We start from the raw sequence: 17,990 nt of genomic DNA, 5'->3' as shown, positions 1-17,990 counted from the left end.
CAGGGATACCAAGACACCAATTAAAGGATGCTGCGTTCTTTTCCATCTCGGATCTTAGGATCGAAGAGAAGACCTAGGCGTTTGGGTTAATGTGAGCGAGATTACTGGAATGAGGTGCGACGGCGTTGTAGAGTATATCTATGAGTGGTATGAATATGCCTCATGAAAGGATGGTGTCCATGGCCCCCAAAAATATGCATACCCTATTCGTTCTGATCACTTCTATCCCTATAAGCATTGTAAATTTCAGTGCCTATCTGAAAGGTGGCGACCCAAGCTCTGAGCAAGCTCTGCTATCCGTTATTTATGTCATTCTTTGGGGCGTTTACGGGTTTATATTAGGCAGGAAAGGGATAGGGTTCATCAGGTTCTTAACGTATTATTGGGGGATCGGGATGTTAATATATATATTGGGTTACTTGTTACAACTTGAGTGGCTTGAGTTGCTTCCTATGCTTGCAGTGTTTATTTTCGCAGGTCCTTTATACGGATTAAGTCATTTCTATGAACTTCAGTCTGCGCCAGCCATGGTTATCATAAATACACTGGTCCTTTATTCCTTTAGCATATTTGGGCACTGGGTTGGGAAAGGAATCAGAGAAATATCCCAAAAACGTTAGGAATCACCAGCCGCGCCCAACACCAAAACGGCCGCTTTCCGCACTCGGAAAACGGCCGCTGCCAACGCCCCACCTGGGCTTTCTATCATCCTTTTTCTTCTGCAAGCTTGCGAATCACGGCCTCCGTGACCGGGATATCATAGATACGCAGCTCATCCAGCATGCCTTTGAACGGCGGGTCCCACCAGTTCACGCCCAGGCTAAATGTGCCGGAGTCAGTCGTGAACACGCCCGGGAATCCGGTGCCGGCGAACTTCTGCTCCCCGTCGATGTAGACCTTCACCGCTCCCTCATCGACCGTGAAGGCGACATGGTGCCACTCGTTCAACGGGAGCTTAACGCCGGTCGCCCCGTCGTACCAGGCTTCGCCCGACCAAAGCATGGTATTGTTGTCCCATGATTCCGGCACCAGACTGATCCAGCTTGACGTGGAATTGGCGCCAAAAAACGCCGTCGTAAACTGCGTATACTGCTGCGGATTGACCCAAAACGAAACCGAATAACAGTTTCCGGCAATCAGTCCGCTTGGCAGCTTGATCCCGGAATTTCCGTCAAACACCGCCGCCTTGCCGCCAACGCCGTCCGACATTTTGCCCCGCCGCGTCCACATACGGGCCGTCCGGGCTCGCCGCGCGGAACTGTCTGATGTTATATCCGCCGCTTGCGCCGAGCCAACCGTACGACACATTCAAATAATAGTAGCCGGTCCCCCGATCATAAACGATGTACGGACCTTCCCCGGATTTCGTATACCCGCCGGCGATTTTCGTGCCGAAATAACGGTCGACCAGCCTGCCGTCCGCCGTCGTTCCATCTTTACCGGGAAAAATCGGCCGTCCCGTCGCCGGATCAAGCTCCAGCAGGAAAATGCCGCCCGACCAGGAACCGTAAGCCATCCACAGCTTCCCGTCCTCTTCAAAAAACGGCGCAGCGTCGATCGCGTTCGGATAAAGTGCGTTGTTGTAGGAGCCGTCGCTATTGAACCACCCCGTGTTCACGCCCGTGAGCTCGCCGCTCTCAATCAGCCGATCAATATTGGTATTCGTCCACTTTTTGTTCACCCGGCTGTCCTTGTCATATGCTTCATCCCTCGTAAAACCGGAGTACACAACCGTGTCCACATACTTATACTATAAGGACCTTCGATATTCTTCCATGTTGTACGTACAACTTATACAACGAATATTCCACTTTTCTTCACCCAGTCACAAAAAAGCAGCGATGTTTGTCCAGACAACCCACATTCGCTGCTTTGTTTTCAGGCGCTTCATTTCATTTTAAGCATCTTCCCTCATGCATTGCTTGCTGTTTTGCGGTAAGCGGACGGGGAAGTTCCAACGTACTTTCTGAACTTGCTGTGGAAATAATCGACGTTCGTATAACCGACCTTTTCGGCCACCTGGTACACCTTTAGCCCTTCTTCCAGATACGCCTTGGCCTTTTCGATCCGCACTTTGTCCAGGTAAGTATTGAAGTATTCCCCTGTGGCGTTTTTGAACAATTTGCCCAAGTAAGCACTGTTATAATTAAAAATCCCCGATAACGTCTCCAGCTTCAAATTTTCGTTGAAATTGCGGTGAATCAGGTCCAGCATGATCTTCACTTCGCGGTGTTTGCCGCCTTCCCCGAGCTGGTGCATAATTTGCTGCAGCAGGAATTCCGTTTTCTCATACAGCCCCTCAATCGTCCGCATTTTGTGAATTTCCGATAAAAAATCGGAAAACTCTTTGCTGCGGTCCTGCAACGCGGAAGACTGCTTCAAGGCCTTGCCGAGAATCGACGTCAGCACTTCCACAAAACGGCGTTTGATTTCCTTCTCCGGATACCCGCCGGCGGCAAGGGTCTGCCCGGCTTTCCGCACGAGCGATTGTATCGCCTCCTGGTTCCCGATATCCAGAGCATAATACAGCTGCTCGCCGATTTCTTCGATCGAGGTGTCCGGCAATTCCGATGGCGCCCCGCTCCGCAGCGCCTCCGGGGAAAGTATGGCACCCTGATCCAAAAAGAAATGCAGCTTAAGGAGTTCGCACGCCTCAAGGTAGGAACTGCGGATGTCCGGCAGACATCCGACCTTGTTCCCAAGCGCCGCGGTAAACTCGGCTCCGGTGCCGCTTAGCTCTTCCCGGATCTCTCTGTATACGCTTTCGTATTCCACAGCAAGCAGCGGATCTTTTAACAGCACGCCAAGCTTGGCATGAATGCCGAACACCCAGCCCCGCCCGGTATCCTCAAACATGTGGGCCAGTTTTTTTCTCAGCAACTCCCCCGCGCCCAGATCGGCATCGTCCTCGGCATGTACGGCCAACAGCAAAACCTGATAAATCTTGCCCGTGATTCCCACTTCTCCGGCCCGTTCGCAGATCGGCACCGTCTGCTGCTCATCCGTACCCGCCAAAACGGACTGGATCAGCGATTCGCGGGTCCACTCCGCCGTAACGTGTTTCCATTCCTCGGATGCGGTCTCTTCGTCGACCGCCTTTTTGATTTTCACCAAGTAATCCGTAAGCTCGTCCTCGTCGACCGGCTTCAGCAAATAACCGTCCACCCGCTGCGTCATCGCTTGTTTGGCATAGCTGAAGTCCGCGTAACCGCTGAGGATCACAATATGAAGCCGCGGATCCTCGCTCCGCAGCTTTTCGATCAGCTGCAAACCGTTCATCCCGGGCATCCGGATATCGGCCACGACCAGGCCGGGATGATACCGCCCATATTTATCCAGCGCCTCGTTTCCGTTTGCGGCCGTGTCAACCACGGTGTACCCGAGCGCATTCCAGTCGATAAACGTGCGAAGTCCCTCGCGCAGCTTCGGCTCGTCGTCAACAATTAGCACTTTAATCATGCTGCATTCCTCCAGCCGGAAAATGTTTCGCATACACCAACCTTCCAGCGAATGGTCTGATGAAACGTTTACAATAATTATAAGTTATTCACAAAAAGAGGAACAAACATTATCCTGCTCCGTTATAGCACTATTTTGATCCTCCGGCGGCGCAAACCATAAGAAAAACGCCTGACGGCGATTACTCTGACTTCTACGTTAGAGCGATTGGAGGGATGGGTATACTGCTCTAACGGACTCCAGCGACCTTATTCGTCCATTTCCCGGATATTTCCCGGCCTAACGGACCCAGTTGACGTTATTTCGCTCTAAACGAGTTCACCCAGGCCGATTTGAGCTAAATAAGGTCATCTGTGTCGTTGCATTTTACAAACCTCCGTTTTTCCGTAAATAACGGCTCTGGTGTCCTTTAGCCTCCTGTTCCCTCTATAGTGTAAAAAAAAGCAACCTCCCTGCTGCCATCAAGCCGGCAGCGGTTGGTCGCCTTTTTTCTCCGGGTCTATCCCGTCTTCTCTCGCCTCAAGAGCGGACTCCATCTGGCACGGGAATGCCAAAATCCGGCGTTCCGTCGGGATTCCAGCCGAAATACTGGGCCCGGGTGTGGCGGTTTGGATCGTACAGCGGATCGCCGGCGATTTCCTTGTAATTGCGAGCATGGTAAATCATGACGTCCCGGCCGTCTTCGGAGACGGTAAAGCTGTTATGCCCCGGCCCGTATTGTCCCGTCTCCTCGTTCGTGCAGAACACGGGATCTGGCGATTTCGTCCAGGCTGAGGCGTCGAGCGGATCGGCATCCTCACTCGCCGACAGCAGCCCCATAGAGTAGTGATGATCTGTGGCGCTGGCCGAATACGCGATAAAAATACGCCCGTTCCGCTTTAACACCGCCGGACCTTCGTTCACCTTAAAGCCGATCGTTTCCCACGGATGCTCCGGCGTCGAAATCATCACCTGTTCCCCGGTCAGCGTCCACGGGTTGCTCATTTTTGAAATGTATAGATTGGAGTTGCCCTCAATGTCCGGGTCCTTCTGCGCCCAGACATAATACTGCACCCCACGGTGCTCGAACGTCGTTGCGTCCAGGCAGAACGTTTCCCAGCGAGTGCGAACCTGTCCCTTTTCTTCCCATTGGCCTTCCAGCGGGTTGGCCGCTTCATTCTCAAGCGCATACATCCGGTGGTCGAACAGTCCTTCCTTCGTCTCCGTCGTACGGGCGGCGGCAAAGTAGATGTACCATTTACCGTCGATATAATGAATCTCCGGCGCCCAGATGTTAGCGCTCAGCGGGCCGGAGTCGTATTTGCGCCAGGCTACGACCGCCTCAGCCTCTCCCAAACCCTGAATAGTCGCCGATCTGCGGATTTCGATCCGGTCGTATTCGGGGACCGAGGCGGTGAAATAGTAATATCCATCACTATGCTTGTATACCCACGGGTCGGCCCGCTGCTCCACGAGCGGATTTACAAATTCTCTATTTTTGTCCATCGGTTCTCTCTCCTTTATATATGTGTTCGGAAATAACGGAATTCTATGGTCTTATTTTCGAGGATTGAATATGTTCATCGCCATTAGCGGAACTTTTTGTACTTATTTTCTAACGAACGGTCCAATAAGCGGTCATCTCCCTGCGATTCAAGAAAATAGCGCCATAAATTTCCTCTATTTCTCTCAAAGTGGGTAACCTTGCCGAATTAGCGCCATTTTTTCCCGTTATTTTTCGCCCGAGTTTTTATAGCTTGCTTATGCCCAGAGCCTCGCCCTAATTTTAATTCAGCTTCCCAATTCCCCAATGCTCTGTTACCCGCTCAACCTTTCACCGCGCCCGCGGTCATGCCGTCGATAAAGTACTTTTGAAACGCGACGAACAAAATAAAGATCGGAATGATGGAAAAAAAGGAGCCAACGATCAGCAGATCGTAGTTGTTGCCGTAAGGTGTCAGCAGCGTTTTGAGCCCGATCGGCAGCGTATATTTATCGGCGTTGCTCAGCACCATAAACGGCCACAGGAAATTATTCCAGCTGTTCATCCCGTTCAAAATCGCCATCGCCGCAAAAGAAGGCTTCATGACCGGAAGGATCAACCGGACGTAAATGCCGTATTCGCTCGCTCCGTCCACCCGGCCGGCCGCGATGATCTCCTTCGGAATCCCGCGCAAATATTGGCGGAAGAAGAAAATCGTCGCCGCACTGGCGATGCCCGGTAAAATGATCGCCGAATACGAGTTCATCAACCCGATGTTGTAGGTCAGCGTATACAGCGGCAGCAGCAAAATTTCAAACGGGACCATCATGATGAGCAGGACGCAAACGAACAGCGTGTTTTTCCCTTTGAATTCATAGGCCGAAAATCCGTAAGCAACCGTTGCGCTGACCAGCAGCGTCAGGACGACCTGCACAACCGTCAGCAGCAGCGAATTGAAAAACCACAGAAAATAAGAATGATCGCCGGTAAACAAATAAATGAAGTTGTCGAAGCTCATGGCGGACAGGTCAAACCGCAAATTCAGCCCGTAACGGATCAAATCTTCCCCCGGTTTGAAGGAGGCGATCGTCACCGCGTAAAACGGAATGAGGATCAGCACGCACAACACGGCGAAAAAAGCAAAAAGGACGACTTTGAGCGGCAGTTCTTTTTTCATGCTTCCTCCTCCTTTTTGAACATGCCGGTGAAGGCCAGCTGCGTTAAATTAATCGCCATCGTAATGACGAGCAGCACGATACCAACCGCCGCCGCGTATCCCAGATTGTTCTTCTCGATGCCCTGCCGGTACAAGTAACCGACGATTGTGAGCCCGATATTTTTCGGAGAATTGTTGCCGTTCCATAACATCATGCTCTCGATAAACATCGCCAGCCCCGCGTAAATACTGATCGTCAGCACGTAAATGGTCGTGGGCTTCAGCAGCGGCATGGTGATTTTCGTAAAGCGCTGAAAGCGGGAGGCTCCGTCGATCGACGCGGCTTCGTAGTATTCTTCGGGGATGCTTTTGAGTCCGGATAAAAAATAAAGCATATTAACCCCCGTCCACCGCCACGTCGCCAGCGCCACCAAAGCGATCATCCCGGTCGCCTGTCCCTTCAAGAACTTGACCGGATCGAGGCCGAACCAGCCCAAAAAGCTGTTGATGAGCGAGCCTTCCATTTCGCCGAACATCAGCCGGAAGATCGTCCCGGCCACAACGACAGAAGTCAATGCGGGAAAGAAAAACGAAGATTTGAAAAATTCCCTTCCCCACATGAATTTAGTGTTGATCAACACCGCAAACAGCATCGGAAACGGAATGAGGATCACCAAAGTCAGCACCATATAGATGGCGCTGTTTATCACCGCTTTAAGAAACACGCCGTCGCCCATCAATTTGCCGTAGTTGTCAAAACCGATCCAGGCCGGTTCCTGTCCCAGCGTGACTTTTTGGAAGCTCATCCCGACCGAGTTGGCCAGCGGATACACCCAAAACATCAGAAACACCAGCACAAACGGCAACACAAAAACGTAAGGAGCAACTTTTTGCGAGTATAGGAATTTTTTTATCATCACTCTACTCCTTTTTAAACGGAGCTACTCTTCATGGAAAGAGCAGCTCCGGGACTTTTTCATTCTATTTGAGTTCTTGTTCGATTTGCGCCTGGGCATCGTCCAGCGCTTGCTTGACGTCTTTGCCGTCTTCAAAAATTTCGTTCAGCGCGACCGTGCACAGCACGTTGTTGATCGTCGGTGAAGCCGAAGTCGATTTGATCAGCTGGATTTCGTCTTTAATCTCATTCAGCACGTCAAACGGGTTGTTGACGAAATATTTCACGAACTGGTTTTCCGGATTGTGCGTCACGTCTTTCATATCCCACACGTCCATGTTGATCGGATCAAAGCCAAGCGTATTCCAAATTTCGATATTGGCATCAAGCGAAAGCTTGGCGTAAGCGATAAATTCTTTGGCGAGCTGAATGTCCTTGGCCGTTTTGGAGACGACGGTTGCCGTACCGCCGCCGCCGTATGAGCGAGGCATCCCTTTCTCGATGACGGGCAAAGGAGCGATGGCGATCTTCCCGGAGAGATCCTTCATATAGTTCGTATATCTCGACATTTGCCAGAGCGGCATGAAAGCGGTCGCATAGTTTCCGGCATTAAATTCGCCGTAAGCTTCTTCCGTATCGGGTTGACCGCCCGCGATTGTGGCGATGACGTTGTTGTCCTGCAGGTCTTTAAGGATCGACAGCCCTTTGACCAACTCCTCGGAGTTCACCTTGGGATTGCCAGCATCATCGGTAAAATCGGCCCCTTGCTGGGCCAGCAGCATCGAGGCTTGCCAGGTTGCGCTTGTGTCCGCGGTCCCCATGTATTTGCCGGTTTTCTCATATACTTGCATCCCGGCTTTTTTGAAATCGTCCCAGGTAACGATCGTCTTGTAATCGACGCCCGCTTCATTTAGAATTTCCGTGTTGTAAAAAGCTACGGTAGCCCCGACATGCGTGGAAAGTCCGTAAACCGTTCCGTCTTTGCTGTAAAGATCCAATTGCGACTGAACGACCGTATCCTTGTAAGGTTCGACCACGTCGTTCAACGATTCCAGTTGCGGGGTCCCTTGCATGAAGTCGGGATATTTCCCCAGCTCGATATCGGCGATATCCGGAGCACCTACGCCCGTTTGCACGGCGATGGACAATTTATTATGCATATCGTCATAAGGCATGACCGTCACGTTCAACTTAATCTGCCGGTCCGGATTTGCCGCGTTCCACTTCTCCAGCATCTTCTCGAAATGCTGTCCGTGCAGTTCCACGAATGTCCAATAGGACAGCTCCGTCGCGCTTTCGCCGGCCCCGCCTTCGAGCACGGAGGTTTCCCCTCCGGCCGTCGACGCGGACTTGTTGCAGCCCCATAAAAACGTGGCCATCGTTAAAATCAAAAGCATGGCTATTCCTTTTTTCATATTTGACCCTCCCTGGAATTTGAATTTCTACACGCTTTATACTATTCAGTTGCTTGTTTGCTTAGGCGTATGACGTTCCAAGACGCTTTGGCAAGACGGGCGCTGACCATACCGTCCATGCACACTGCATTTCCCCCAGTATGAGGTTTTACGTTCTCCCGGTCCGCCGTATTGACGGCCTTCAAATCCTCATGCTCCAGCACAAGATGCTGGGTCAAGCGGTATCCCTCAAAGCCGCGAATATCGCAGGTAAGCTCCAGCGCTTCATGAAGATGGCGGTTGACGGCAAAAATCGTGAGTTCCTCTTCCGCCTCGTTGTAGACGACGGCACTGTCCAGGTAAGGAACATCGGTGAAATCCTGCGCGTCATAAACCGGCGAGTCGACGATCGGCAGCAGCGACGTGCCGCGTCCATACTTAGACACATGCATATATGGATAAAAAATCGTCTGCTTCCAGGCCCGGCCGCCGTTTTCGGTCATAATCGGGGCGATGACGTTGACCAGTTGGGCCATGCAGGCCATTTTGACCCGGTCGGCATGGCGCAGGAACGTAATCAGCATACTGCCGACGAGCAGCGCGTCCTCGAAGTTGTAGATGTCCTCGAGCTGCGGCGGAGCGATGCTCCACGGCGCGATTTGCGCGTCCGCCTGATTGGAGTGGTACCAGACGTTCCATTCGTCAAAGCTGAGGTTCATCGTTTTTTTGCTGCGTTTTTTTGCTTTGATGTAGTCGCATGTCGCGATCACCGTGCGGATGAAATGGTCCATATCCATTGATCTGGCCAAATAATTGGCCGTGTCGTTGTCCCGGTTGCCGTAATATTGATGCAAGGATATGTAGTCGGCTACCTCGTAGGTGTGATCGAGCGTAATCGCTTCCCATTCCGGGAACATTGGCATCGAGGAACTGGAACTCCCGCAGGACACGAGCTCGATGTCCGGATCGACAAGGCGCATCGCCTTGGCCGTCTCATAAGCAATCCGGCCGTATTCCTGAGGCGTCTTCTGCCCGATCTGCCACGGTCCGTCCATCTCGTTGCCCAGGCACCAGGTTTTGATGCGATGCGGCTGTTCGTAGCCGTGGCTCCGGCGCAAATCGCTCCAGTAGCTGCCGCCGGGATGGTTGCAGTATTCGATCAGGTTTCTGGCCGCGTCCACACCGCGGGTGCCCAGGTTTACGGCCATCATCACCTCCGAGCCGATTTCCTTCGCCCAGGCCGCAAACTCGTTAGTTCCAACATCGTTCGGCTCCACCGTTCTCCAGGCCAGCTCCAGCCGCTTGGGGCGAGCTTCCACGGGGCCAACTCCATCCTCCCAGTTATAGCCGGAAACGAAGTTGCCGCCCGGATAGCGGATAATAGGTACGTTTAATTCCTGAATCAACTGCTTTACGTCGCTGCGGAAACCTAAGCTGTCCGCCGTAATGTGCGCAGGCTCGTAAATTCCCCCGTATACCGCCCTGCCCAAATGCTCGATAAAAGAGCCGTATATGCGTTTATCTACTTCGGCAATCTTGAATGCTTTGTCTACGACCATGCTTGCTCTAGGTGCGGTTGACGACAATGGTATCACCTTCCGTTTTACAATTTTATAAATTGTTTCGAAATAACTTGAATGAATCCGCTTACAGGTATAAAATAGCACACGAGAATATCGTTGTAAATATATTTTTCTAAATCTTTTTATGTTTTTGTGAAATAAATTTAAAACAAGCAAATAAACTGTGGATTTACGGCGAAATAATCATTTGTATCGTGTATTATCGAGTGTTTTATTTTAGAGTTCAGTAAATTTAAGCGTGAATTTTCTGCAAATTTTAACTAATTTTGAAGGGAGGTTTACATTTTTTCATTTAACTATTTATTAAACAGTGCCATTAGTTTATAATTATCTAAAATAAACAAAAATAGAACTCTATTATCTCTAGCGGAAGAAGGTTTATGACGATGATCTACATTAAGGATTTGATGAGCGGAATTGAAATTTTTAAAGCGTTAAGTTCGGAGATCAGAATTCAAATCCTCGAATTGCTCGCCAAAAATCAGGCGCTGAATTTAAACGACCTGGCCACCAAGCTGGGCTTGAGCAACGGCGCGATCACGATGCATATCAAAAAGCTGGAAGAGAGCGGACTGATCGAAATCAACACCTCCGTCGGCAAACACGGCATCCAGAAAATTTGCTATCTGAACAAGGATAAATTGATGGTGGATCTGCGGAGCAAAGAGGTGGACAATTTATACGAAGTGGAAATTCAGGTCGGGCACTACAGCAATTATCAGGTTCTCCCCACCTGCGGGCTGGCCACCAAGGACAGCATCATCGGCGATTTCGACGATCCCCGTTATTTCGCCGATCCGCAACGGATCGACTCGGAGATCATCTGGCTGTCCGAAGGTTACCTGGAATACCGGATCCCGAACTATCTCAAACCGAATCAGACGTTCCGCGAGATCCAATTTTCACTGGAGCTTGGCTCGGAAGCCCCAGGTTTTAACGACAATTATCCGTCGGATATCTATTTTTATCTGAACGGCGTGGAGCTTGGCTTCTGGACCAGTCCGGGTGATTTCGGGGACGCGCGCGGGACCTTCAACCCGGACTGGTGGCCGCCGCATTTGAACCAGTACGGCATGCTCAAACTGATCCGCATCAACCATGAAGGCAGCTTTATCGACGGCTGCCGGATTTCTGACGTCACGCTGGGTGAAATCGGACTCGACTACAAATCCGAGCTGACGCTGCGCATCGCCGTCACCGACAAAGCCGTCAACAAGCGGGGCCTGACGATCTACGGCAAAAACTTCGGCAACTACAGCCAGGACCTGCTGGCCCGCGTGCTGTATGACGTGCATGATGAGTGAGGCAAGCGGTGGGCAGGACACGAGCTTGTTGTCCTGGTGCACCAGGTCCACTAGGCGCGTCGTCTTTGCCGTCTCATAAGCGATGCGGCAATGGCCGTTTGCGGGAAAAGGAGAGCGGGAAAACAATGTGCGAAAACGATAGCCGGAAACGATGGCTGAAGACGATAGCCGAAGACAATAACTGAAGACGATAACTGAAGACAATAACTGAAGACGATAGCCGAACGGTGGCATAACAAAAAGTCTGCCCGGAAGCTCGGTTTTTGAACTTCTGGCAGACTTGCGCTTTGGGCTAAACTCAAGCCAGGAAATAAGAACAAAAAATGTCGCTAATTCGGCGGGATCACCCAGTTGGAGAGGAATAGGGGAAATTTATGTCGCTATTCTAGTGAATCACAGAGAGATGGCCACTTTTCGCACCGTTCATTGGAAAATAAGGACAAAAATTGTCGCTAATGGAGATGAACATGCCGGGTTCCGGAAAATAAGACCATAAAGTTCCGCTATTTCTATGATGGTGGTCCCGCAAGCAGGCCCGTTAGAAAAAGAAACTCTGTCTTTTCGAGCAAATAAAGTCGCTCAGGTCCGTTGCTAGCAGCCGGATTTTCACAACTTGCTCCACGCTACCAGGCTACATCGTCTGCCCATTATCCACCGTAATAATCTGCCCTGTCAGCGAAGGCTGCTCCAACACGGCGCAAATGAGCTGGGCGACCTCTTCCGGCGGGGAAATGCGCTTTAGCGGCAGATGGGTGATAAGCGACCGCATTTGTTCTTCTTTGCCTTCCCACCATCTCGTCGCAACCGCTCCCGGAGCGATGCCGCATACGCGGATCTCCGGCGCCAAAGCGTGCGCCAGCGATTTGGTCAAGCCGTGTACGGCCGCCTTCGAAACAGCGTAAGGGAGGGACGAGCCTTTTCCCGTCGTTCCCGCGATGCTTCCGACATTGACGATCGCCCCTTGTTTTCCCTCTCTCAAATAGGGTGCCGCGGCGCGCGCGCAATTGAACATCCCCTTGACGTTGACCCCAAGCAGATCATCCCATATTTCCTCGGTCACAGCTTCAAGATCGTTCATCGCGATATACCGAGTGATGCTGGCGTTGTTGACCAGATAATCAAGCGTGCCGAATTGGCGTACCACCTGCTCCATCATATCCCGAACCTCGCCGTCCCGCGACACGTCCGCCCGGATGGCAAACGCCCGGCCCCCCGCCTGTTTGATTTCCCGTACGGTTTCTTCCGCCTCCACCGCGGATCGCGAATAATTGACGGCGACGGCCGCTCCTCTTTCGCCCAGCAGCAGGCTGGTGGCCCGGCCAATTCCCGTGCCTCCGCCGGTGACTAAAACTACTTTGTTATAGAAACTCATCTCTGTCCCTCCTCTTTACATGTCCGTTATGGTACGGCTCCCTTGCCCCTTCGCCTCGGCCGTGTCACTCTTTCCGGCCTCCCTTTCTTCGGCGCCACTGATTTCCCGCTTGCCCTGCCAATTCACCATAAAAATACCCGCACAGATCAACGCTCCGCCCGCATATACATACCAGCTCACCTGCTCGCCCAGCAGCAGCCAGCTTGTAAGCACGCCAAACAGCGGCACCAAAAACAGAAAAGCGCTTGTCCTGGCCGGATCGCTGTTTTGAAGCAAATAAAACCAGACCGAAAATTGCACGATCGAACACATAACCACCAACCAGAGCAGCACCAGCACCGATGTCAAAGTAACGGAGAAAAACGGCTTTTCCGTCAGCCCGCTTAAAATAAGCAGCGTAATTCCTCCAGCCATCATCTGATAGGCGGCGAGGACCTTCAAATCGAATGCCGGGCCGATGCGGTTGATGATGAGCGTGGCGACCGTAAAACAAACCGCTCCCGCAAAAGAAACAAAGGTCCCTAGCTCGATTTTCATATGCAATCCAAACGTCAGCAGCACGCCGGCAAACCCGATGACAACCCCAAACCATTGCCAAACGCGGTAACCGCCGCGGTTCATGACCGCCCCGATGACGAGCAGCATCAATGGGCTCGTGCTGGTGGTGATCGCCGATTCCCCCGAAGTGATCCAGTGCATGCTGTAGTAGGCGCAGCCCATCACGCCGGCCGACTGAAACAAGCCGAGGGCTGCGGCTTGCAGCCATTGCTTTAACCCGCAAGGCTGCCGCTTTTTCATCGTCAACAGCGCGAGCAAACCTCCGGCCAAAACGAATCGCATCCCCATTAATAAAAAAGGCGGAGCATAATTTAACCCCAGCTTGCCGACCGGAAAAGCAATCCCCATCAAAAATGTGGTCAACAAAAGCAGGCCGGTATATTTGAATCCGTTCATTTTCATGTTGCAGCCCCCTTTTCTGAATTCATGTTTGTATTGTACCGGAGGACTATGATTATGTATAATGATTGATATAGATATTAAATATCATTTTTTCTGATACTAAAATAAACGGGAGGGAATCGACCATGGAGAGTGCGGATTTGCGGATCTTTCAGACGGTGGCCCGGGAGGGTTCCATTACGAAAGCGGCGCTGCGGCTTGGCTACGTGCAGTCCAACGTGACCTCGCGCATTCGCCAATTGGAATCCGAACTCGGGACCGCGCTGTTCCATCGCCATAACCGGGGAATGACGTTATCCTCCAGCGGCAAAATGCTCCTGGATTACGCCGACAAAATCATCGGCTTGCTGGATGAAGCCGCCGCGGCCCTCACCTCTTCCGGTGAACCGAGCGGCCCGCTCCTGATCGGCGCTTCGCAGACGACGGCGGCCGTGCGCCTGCCCAAGCTGCTGAGCCAATATTACAAGCGGTATCCGAAAGTGGAAATTTCGTTGATCACCGACTTGTCGGAGCGTTTGATGGAAAAAATGCTGCAATACGACCTGGACGTCGCCTTCATCAGCAGGCACTCCAACCACCCCGACCTGGAGGCCTATCCCGTCTTCGAGGAAGAAGTGGTGCTGATTTCCCCGCCGGACATCACGGATCTCGACGAAGCGCTCGCCAAACCGAACCTCGTGTACAGCAGGGGCTGCGCGTACCGGGAGGTGCTGGAGCATTGGCTGCACACCCGCGGCAAAAACCACCCGTACACGATGGAATTCGGCACGCTGGAAGCGATAATTGGAGGCGTATCCGCTGGGCTTGGCATCTCGCTGCTGCCGCGGGTCGTCGTCGAAAAAGAAGCGAACGCCGGCAATCTTTGCGTCCACCAGGTTCCGGAGTCATTCCGGCAAACGAAAACCGAGCTGGTTGTGCGGAAAAACTCGCATCCCACCAGCGCCCTGCTGGCCCTCATGTCCATGCTGAACATTGGAGAAGCGGAAAAAATCTCTTCATAAAAAAACGAATGCCAAAAAAAACGAGCCGATTCGCGGTTTATACCGCCTTCAGCTCGTTTTTGTTCGAATCGGCTAAAAGCCTCGGAGTTCCTCACCGCTACCTTGAAGATAGGTCCCCACAACGCTTCCGTTCCGTGATCACTCGCCCGCTTCGTTGAGCGCCCGCAGCAAAGTATGGCGGTCCCGGACCCGATGGGCTTCGCGCAGGCTGCGCGCGAACAATTCATCGTCGATGCCCAGCTCCGTCCGGCTCGCCGTTCCGCCCGCCTGGCGCAGCAAATCGCGAATTTGCCCCTCCTCGGGCACAGCCTTCAGCCATTCGCGCACCTGCGCGCCGCGCTGCCCGAGCGCCTCCGGCTCGGCGCCCGGGTAAATCCCCCGCGCGGCCGCGTCATGGTAGACGCGGGCGATCTCGGCGCAGGCCGCGCCGACTTTTGCGCCATGCAGCACCGCCCGCTCGCCCCGGCGCAAAAATTCCATCTCCCAATAATGGGAGAGATGGTGCTCCGCGCCCGAGGCCGGGTGCGACTGCCCGAACAGCAGCATGGCGATGCCCGACTCGATCAGCGCCGTCATCAGGGCGCGGATGCCTTCCTCCGAGCGGGCGCCGATCTCACCGGCATGCTCCACGCACGAACGCAGCGCCCGTTCGGTAATGAGCGCCGCCTGTTCGTCATACGGTTCCCCCGCCGTCAGGCTGGAGAACTTCCAGTCGAACAGGGAGGTGTATTTGCCCAGCATGTCGCCGAAGCCGGCGGCGACCAGGCGCTGAGGTGCCGACATCAAGATATCGAGGTCGGCAAAAATAGCGACCGGCGGCACGGCCGGGACGGTCTTTTTGACGCCGCGGATGATCAGCGGCGCGCCGGCAGAGGTGAAACCGTCCACGGAAGGTGCCGTCGGGACGGAAACAAACGGCTTGCCGCTTTTATGGGCGGCAAAGCGGACGATGTCGTGGATCGTGCCCGACCCGACGGCGATCAGCGCATTCGTCTCCTCCGGACTGATCTCCAGCAGCAATTGGACCAGCGACGCCTCATCAGCCACGACATCGCCCATGTCGTTTGGCTGGATCAGGCACAGCTTGGCAGCGAGTCCGGCGCCCTCAAGATCGCGGGCCAGCCTTTCGCCCGCCGCTTTATACGTGTTCTCGTCCGCCACCAAAATAGAGCGGTGATATTCCCGCTCCCGCAAAAAAGGCGCGACCTCCCGAAGCACTCCCTGCTCCAGCTCAATCCGCTCCAGATGCTGTAATTGCCAACCATCCATCTCCAGCATGGTCCTTCTCCCTCCTATTCACATAAACCTGCCTACTATTTGCAACCTGTCTACTATTTCAACCTGTCTACTATTTGCATGAACGCACTGCCTATCAATATTGTGGCATACCATACGCCGGTAATCCTATGAAACATTTCTCCGCAACCTGACGCCCTCCACCTCACATTGGAAAATATCCAATAGATTGTCGGAAATCGAACGCCGTTTCACCCGCTCATTAGAAAACTTCCAATAGATTTCGCTCAGATGCCCATTTTGCATCCTTCCGAGCCAATCTATTGGAAAATATCCAATCAAGTCGCTGTATTTACCACTTAATTTCCAATTCTATTGGAGTAATTCCAATCAGAACACCCTTACTCCGCCGATTTCTTAATCCGCTTCAACCGCTTCATCACATCGTTTTCGCCGCGGCCGAAGTAGTCGTGCAGCTTGCTGTATTCCTGATACAGGCGGTCGTACACTTTCACGTGCTCCGGAATCGGCTTAAACGTTTCCTCTTTGACCCGGGCCATTTTATCGGCCGCGTCGAGAATCGTGTCGTAGCCTCCCGCCGCCGCGCCGGCCGCCACGGCCGCAAACATCGCCGCGCCCAGCGCCGGTGTCTGCTTGGAATCGGCCACGAAGATTTCGCGGTTCGTCACGTCCGCGTAAATTTGCATCAGCAGGCGGTTTTTTTGCGGCAGGCCGCCGCAGGCATACAGCGCATCGACGCTGACGCCGTTATGATGGAACGCGTCGACGATTTTGCGGGTGCCAAAAGCGGTCGACTCCAGCAGCGTCCGGTAAATTTCCTGCGGCTTGGTCAGCAGCGTCATGCCGAGGATCATCCCGGTCAAATCGGTATCGACGAGCACGGACCGGTTGCCGTTCCACCAGTCAAGCGCCAGCAGACCGGTTTGCCCCGGCTTGTAAGCGGCAGCTTCCCGCTCCAGCCATTGATGCACGTTCAGGCCCTCTTTGTCGGCTGCTTCTTTGACGTACGCCGGAAGTGCTTCCTCCACGTACCATTCAAAAATGTCTCCCACCGCCGATTGCCCGGCCTCATAACCATAATACCCCGGAATGATGCCGTCCTCGACGACACCGCACATGCCTTCCACCTGCTTCTCCTCGGTGCCCAGCAGCATATGGCAGATTGACGTGCCCATGGCCATCACCAATTTCCCCGGCGTTACAACGCCAACGGCCGGCACGGCCGCATGCGCGTCAACGTTGCCGACCGCGACGGCGATGCCCGGCGCAAGGCCCATCATCTCGGCCATCTCCGGCAGCAGCCCGCCCGCGCTCGTACCAAGTGGTATCACCTCGCCGCGCAACTTCGTGTCCGTCAGATTTTCCAGACGCGGATCAAGCGCTTTGAAATACTCCTTGCTCGGATAACCGTCCTGTTTGTGCCAGATCGCCTTGTAGCCGGCCGTGCAGCTGTTGCGCACGATGGTGCCGGTCATTTGTGCAATGACCCAATCTGTCGCCTCCAGGAACATGTCGGCTTTTTCATAAATTTCCGGCGCTTCGTCGAGAATTTGCCATACCTTCGCAATCATCCACTCGGACGAGATTTTCCCCCCGTACCGCGGCAAAAAGGCCTCTCCCCGCGCGGCGGCAATCTCGTTGATTTTATCGGCTTCCGGCTGGGCGGCATGATGCTTCCACAGCTTCACCCAGCTATGCGGATTGTCCGTCAGCTCCGGGTCGAAGCTGAGCGCCTGCCCCTTGGCATCGACCGGCAGCATCGTGCAGGCGGTAAAATCGATCCCGATCCCGATCACGTCGGCCGGGTCGATCCCCGACTCCTTTAGCACCGCCGGCACGGAACGCCGCAGCACTTCCAGGTAATCGCCGGGATGCTGCAGCGCCCAGTCATATTCCAGCCTGATCCCTGATCCGGGAAGACGCTCATCGATCACGTGATGCGGATAAGGCGTAACGTGATCGGCAACCTCCTGGCCGTTCGACAGATCGACCAGCACGGCGCGTCCCGACTGGGTCCCGTAGTCGACGCCAATCGTGTATTTTTTGCCCATGTTCATACCCTCCCCCAAAAAATAGCGAACGCCTGCTAGCGGCAAAACTTGTTGTTTCCCCATGGACGTTCGCTTCATTTGCTTTGACCTTCGCAC

General features: G+C 53.4%; 13 protein-coding genes and 1 pseudogene. 3 read left to right on the top strand and 11 right to left on the bottom strand.

All coding sequences use genetic code 11. The annotated features are described in order from the left end of the window. The first annotated feature begins 140 nt into the window (after positions 1-140). Positions 141-620 carry a hypothetical protein gene (locus ACLD72_RS11845; RefSeq protein ID WP_458475779.1) on the top strand — a complete coding sequence of 160 codons (480 nt, stop codon included), beginning with the start codon at positions 141-143 and terminating at the stop codon, positions 618-620. 85 nt (positions 621-705) lie between these two features. Here the strand turns inward: ACLD72_RS11845 and ACLD72_RS11840 are convergent. The 7 genes and pseudogenes from ACLD72_RS11840 to arfA all read right to left on the bottom strand — a co-directional run. Further along, a pseudogene (locus tag ACLD72_RS11840) lies at positions 706-1,750 on the bottom strand (LamG-like jellyroll fold domain-containing protein); the annotation flags it as partial. A 161-nt stretch (positions 1,751-1,911) separates the two neighbouring features. Beyond that, entirely contained in the window at positions 1,912-3,459 is a 1,548-nt protein-coding gene (locus tag ACLD72_RS11835; protein WP_410999586.1) for a response regulator, read from the bottom strand. A 519-nt stretch (positions 3,460-3,978) separates the two neighbouring features. Beyond that, a complete protein-coding gene (locus ACLD72_RS11830; protein ID WP_410999584.1) occupies positions 3,979-4,944 on the bottom strand; it encodes a family 43 glycosylhydrolase in 966 nt (321 codons plus the stop codon). Between the two features lie 320 nt (positions 4,945-5,264). Continuing rightward, positions 5,265-6,098, bottom strand: coding sequence for a carbohydrate ABC transporter permease (locus ACLD72_RS11825; RefSeq protein WP_251594022.1), 834 nt, complete (start codon positions 6,096-6,098; stop codon positions 5,265-5,267). Further along, the gene (locus tag ACLD72_RS11820) at positions 6,095-6,994 is read right to left on the bottom strand and encodes a carbohydrate ABC transporter permease (protein ID WP_251594023.1); all 900 of its coding nucleotides are present in this window, start codon (positions 6,992-6,994) and stop codon (positions 6,095-6,097) included. Before ACLD72_RS11820 ends, ACLD72_RS11825 begins: the two co-directional genes overlap by 4 nt. A 64-nt stretch (positions 6,995-7,058) precedes the next feature. After that, the gene (locus tag ACLD72_RS11815) at positions 7,059-8,387 is read right to left on the bottom strand and encodes an ABC transporter substrate-binding protein (protein ID WP_410999581.1); all 1,329 of its coding nucleotides are present in this window, start codon (positions 8,385-8,387) and stop codon (positions 7,059-7,061) included. A 41-nt stretch (positions 8,388-8,428) separates the two neighbouring features. Continuing rightward, positions 8,429-9,925: an arabinosylfuranosidase ArfA gene (gene arfA, locus ACLD72_RS11810; RefSeq protein ID WP_410999797.1), complete on the bottom strand. Its 1,497-nt coding sequence runs from the start codon at positions 9,923-9,925 to the stop codon at positions 8,429-8,431. Between the two features lie 410 nt (positions 9,926-10,335). Here arfA and ACLD72_RS11805 point away from each other — a divergent pair, with 410 nt between their 5' ends. Continuing rightward, positions 10,336-11,253 (top strand): ArsR/SmtB family transcription factor, encoded by a 918-nt coding sequence (locus ACLD72_RS11805; RefSeq protein ID WP_410999579.1) that lies wholly within the window; start codon positions 10,336-10,338, stop codon positions 11,251-11,253. 631 nt (positions 11,254-11,884) lie between these two features. Here the strand turns inward: ACLD72_RS11805 and ACLD72_RS11800 are convergent. After that, a complete protein-coding gene (locus ACLD72_RS11800) occupies positions 11,885-12,625 on the bottom strand; it encodes an SDR family NAD(P)-dependent oxidoreductase (protein WP_410999577.1) in 741 nt (246 codons plus the stop codon). A 15-nt stretch (positions 12,626-12,640) separates the two neighbouring features. Beyond that, complete coding sequence (locus tag ACLD72_RS11795) at positions 12,641-13,585, bottom strand: DMT family transporter (RefSeq protein ID WP_410999575.1); 945 nt, start codon at positions 13,583-13,585, stop codon at positions 12,641-12,643. A gap of 125 nt (positions 13,586-13,710) precedes the next feature. On the opposite strand from ACLD72_RS11795, the gene ACLD72_RS11790 reads away from it, so the two are divergent. After that, on the top strand, positions 13,711-14,586 hold the full coding sequence (locus ACLD72_RS11790; protein ID WP_410999574.1) for a LysR family transcriptional regulator: 876 nt from the start codon (positions 13,711-13,713) through the stop codon (positions 14,584-14,586). A 138-nt stretch (positions 14,587-14,724) separates the two neighbouring features. Here ACLD72_RS11790 and ACLD72_RS11785 read toward each other — a convergent pair whose 3' ends face one another. Further along, positions 14,725-15,864 (bottom strand): sn-glycerol-1-phosphate dehydrogenase, encoded by a 1,140-nt coding sequence (locus tag ACLD72_RS11785; protein ID WP_410999573.1) that lies wholly within the window; start codon positions 15,862-15,864, stop codon positions 14,725-14,727. 359 nt (positions 15,865-16,223) lie between these two features. Continuing rightward, entirely contained in the window at positions 16,224-17,894 is a 1,671-nt protein-coding gene (locus ACLD72_RS11780) for a ribulokinase (protein WP_410999571.1), read from the bottom strand. Positions 17,895-17,990: the final 96 nt, after the last annotated feature.

Source organism: Paenibacillus lacisediminis (assembly GCF_046567315.2).
The sequence above is the reverse complement of the archived record's forward strand: the minus strand, read 5'-3'. Positions and strand labels throughout refer to the sequence as shown.

What these genes read in the sequence shown, in the direction of transcription:
- ACLD72_RS11845 (WP_458475779.1), top strand. Translation starts at nt 141, where the DNA reads ATGAGTGGTATGAATATGCCTCATGAAAGGATGGTGTCCATGGCCCCC.
- ACLD72_RS11835 (WP_410999586.1), bottom strand. Translation starts at nt 3,459, where the DNA reads ATGATTAAAGTGCTAATTGTTGACGACGAGCCGAAGCTGCGCGAGGGA.
- ACLD72_RS11830 (WP_410999584.1), bottom strand. Translation starts at nt 4,944, where the DNA reads ATGGACAAAAATAGAGAATTTGTAAATCCGCTCGTGGAGCAGCGGGCC.
- ACLD72_RS11825 (WP_251594022.1), bottom strand. Translation starts at nt 6,098, where the DNA reads ATGAAAAAAGAACTGCCGCTCAAAGTCGTCCTTTTTGCTTTTTTCGCC.
- ACLD72_RS11820 (WP_251594023.1), bottom strand. Translation starts at nt 6,994, where the DNA reads ATGATAAAAAAATTCCTATACTCGCAAAAAGTTGCTCCTTACGTTTTT.
- ACLD72_RS11815 (WP_410999581.1), bottom strand. Translation starts at nt 8,387, where the DNA reads ATGAAAAAAGGAATAGCCATGCTTTTGATTTTAACGATGGCCACGTTT.
- arfA (WP_410999797.1), bottom strand. Translation starts at nt 9,925, where the DNA reads ATGGTCGTAGACAAAGCATTCAAGATTGCCGAAGTAGATAAACGCATA.
- ACLD72_RS11805 (WP_410999579.1), top strand. Translation starts at nt 10,336, where the DNA reads ATGATCTACATTAAGGATTTGATGAGCGGAATTGAAATTTTTAAAGCG.
- ACLD72_RS11800 (WP_410999577.1), bottom strand. Translation starts at nt 12,625, where the DNA reads ATGAGTTTCTATAACAAAGTAGTTTTAGTCACCGGCGGAGGCACGGGA.
- ACLD72_RS11795 (WP_410999575.1), bottom strand. Translation starts at nt 13,585, where the DNA reads ATGAAAATGAACGGATTCAAATATACCGGCCTGCTTTTGTTGACCACA.
- ACLD72_RS11790 (WP_410999574.1), top strand. Translation starts at nt 13,711, where the DNA reads ATGGAGAGTGCGGATTTGCGGATCTTTCAGACGGTGGCCCGGGAGGGT.
- ACLD72_RS11785 (WP_410999573.1), bottom strand. Translation starts at nt 15,864, where the DNA reads ATGCTGGAGATGGATGGTTGGCAATTACAGCATCTGGAGCGGATTGAG.
- ACLD72_RS11780 (WP_410999571.1), bottom strand. Translation starts at nt 17,894, where the DNA reads ATGGGCAAAAAATACACGATTGGCGTCGACTACGGGACCCAGTCGGGA.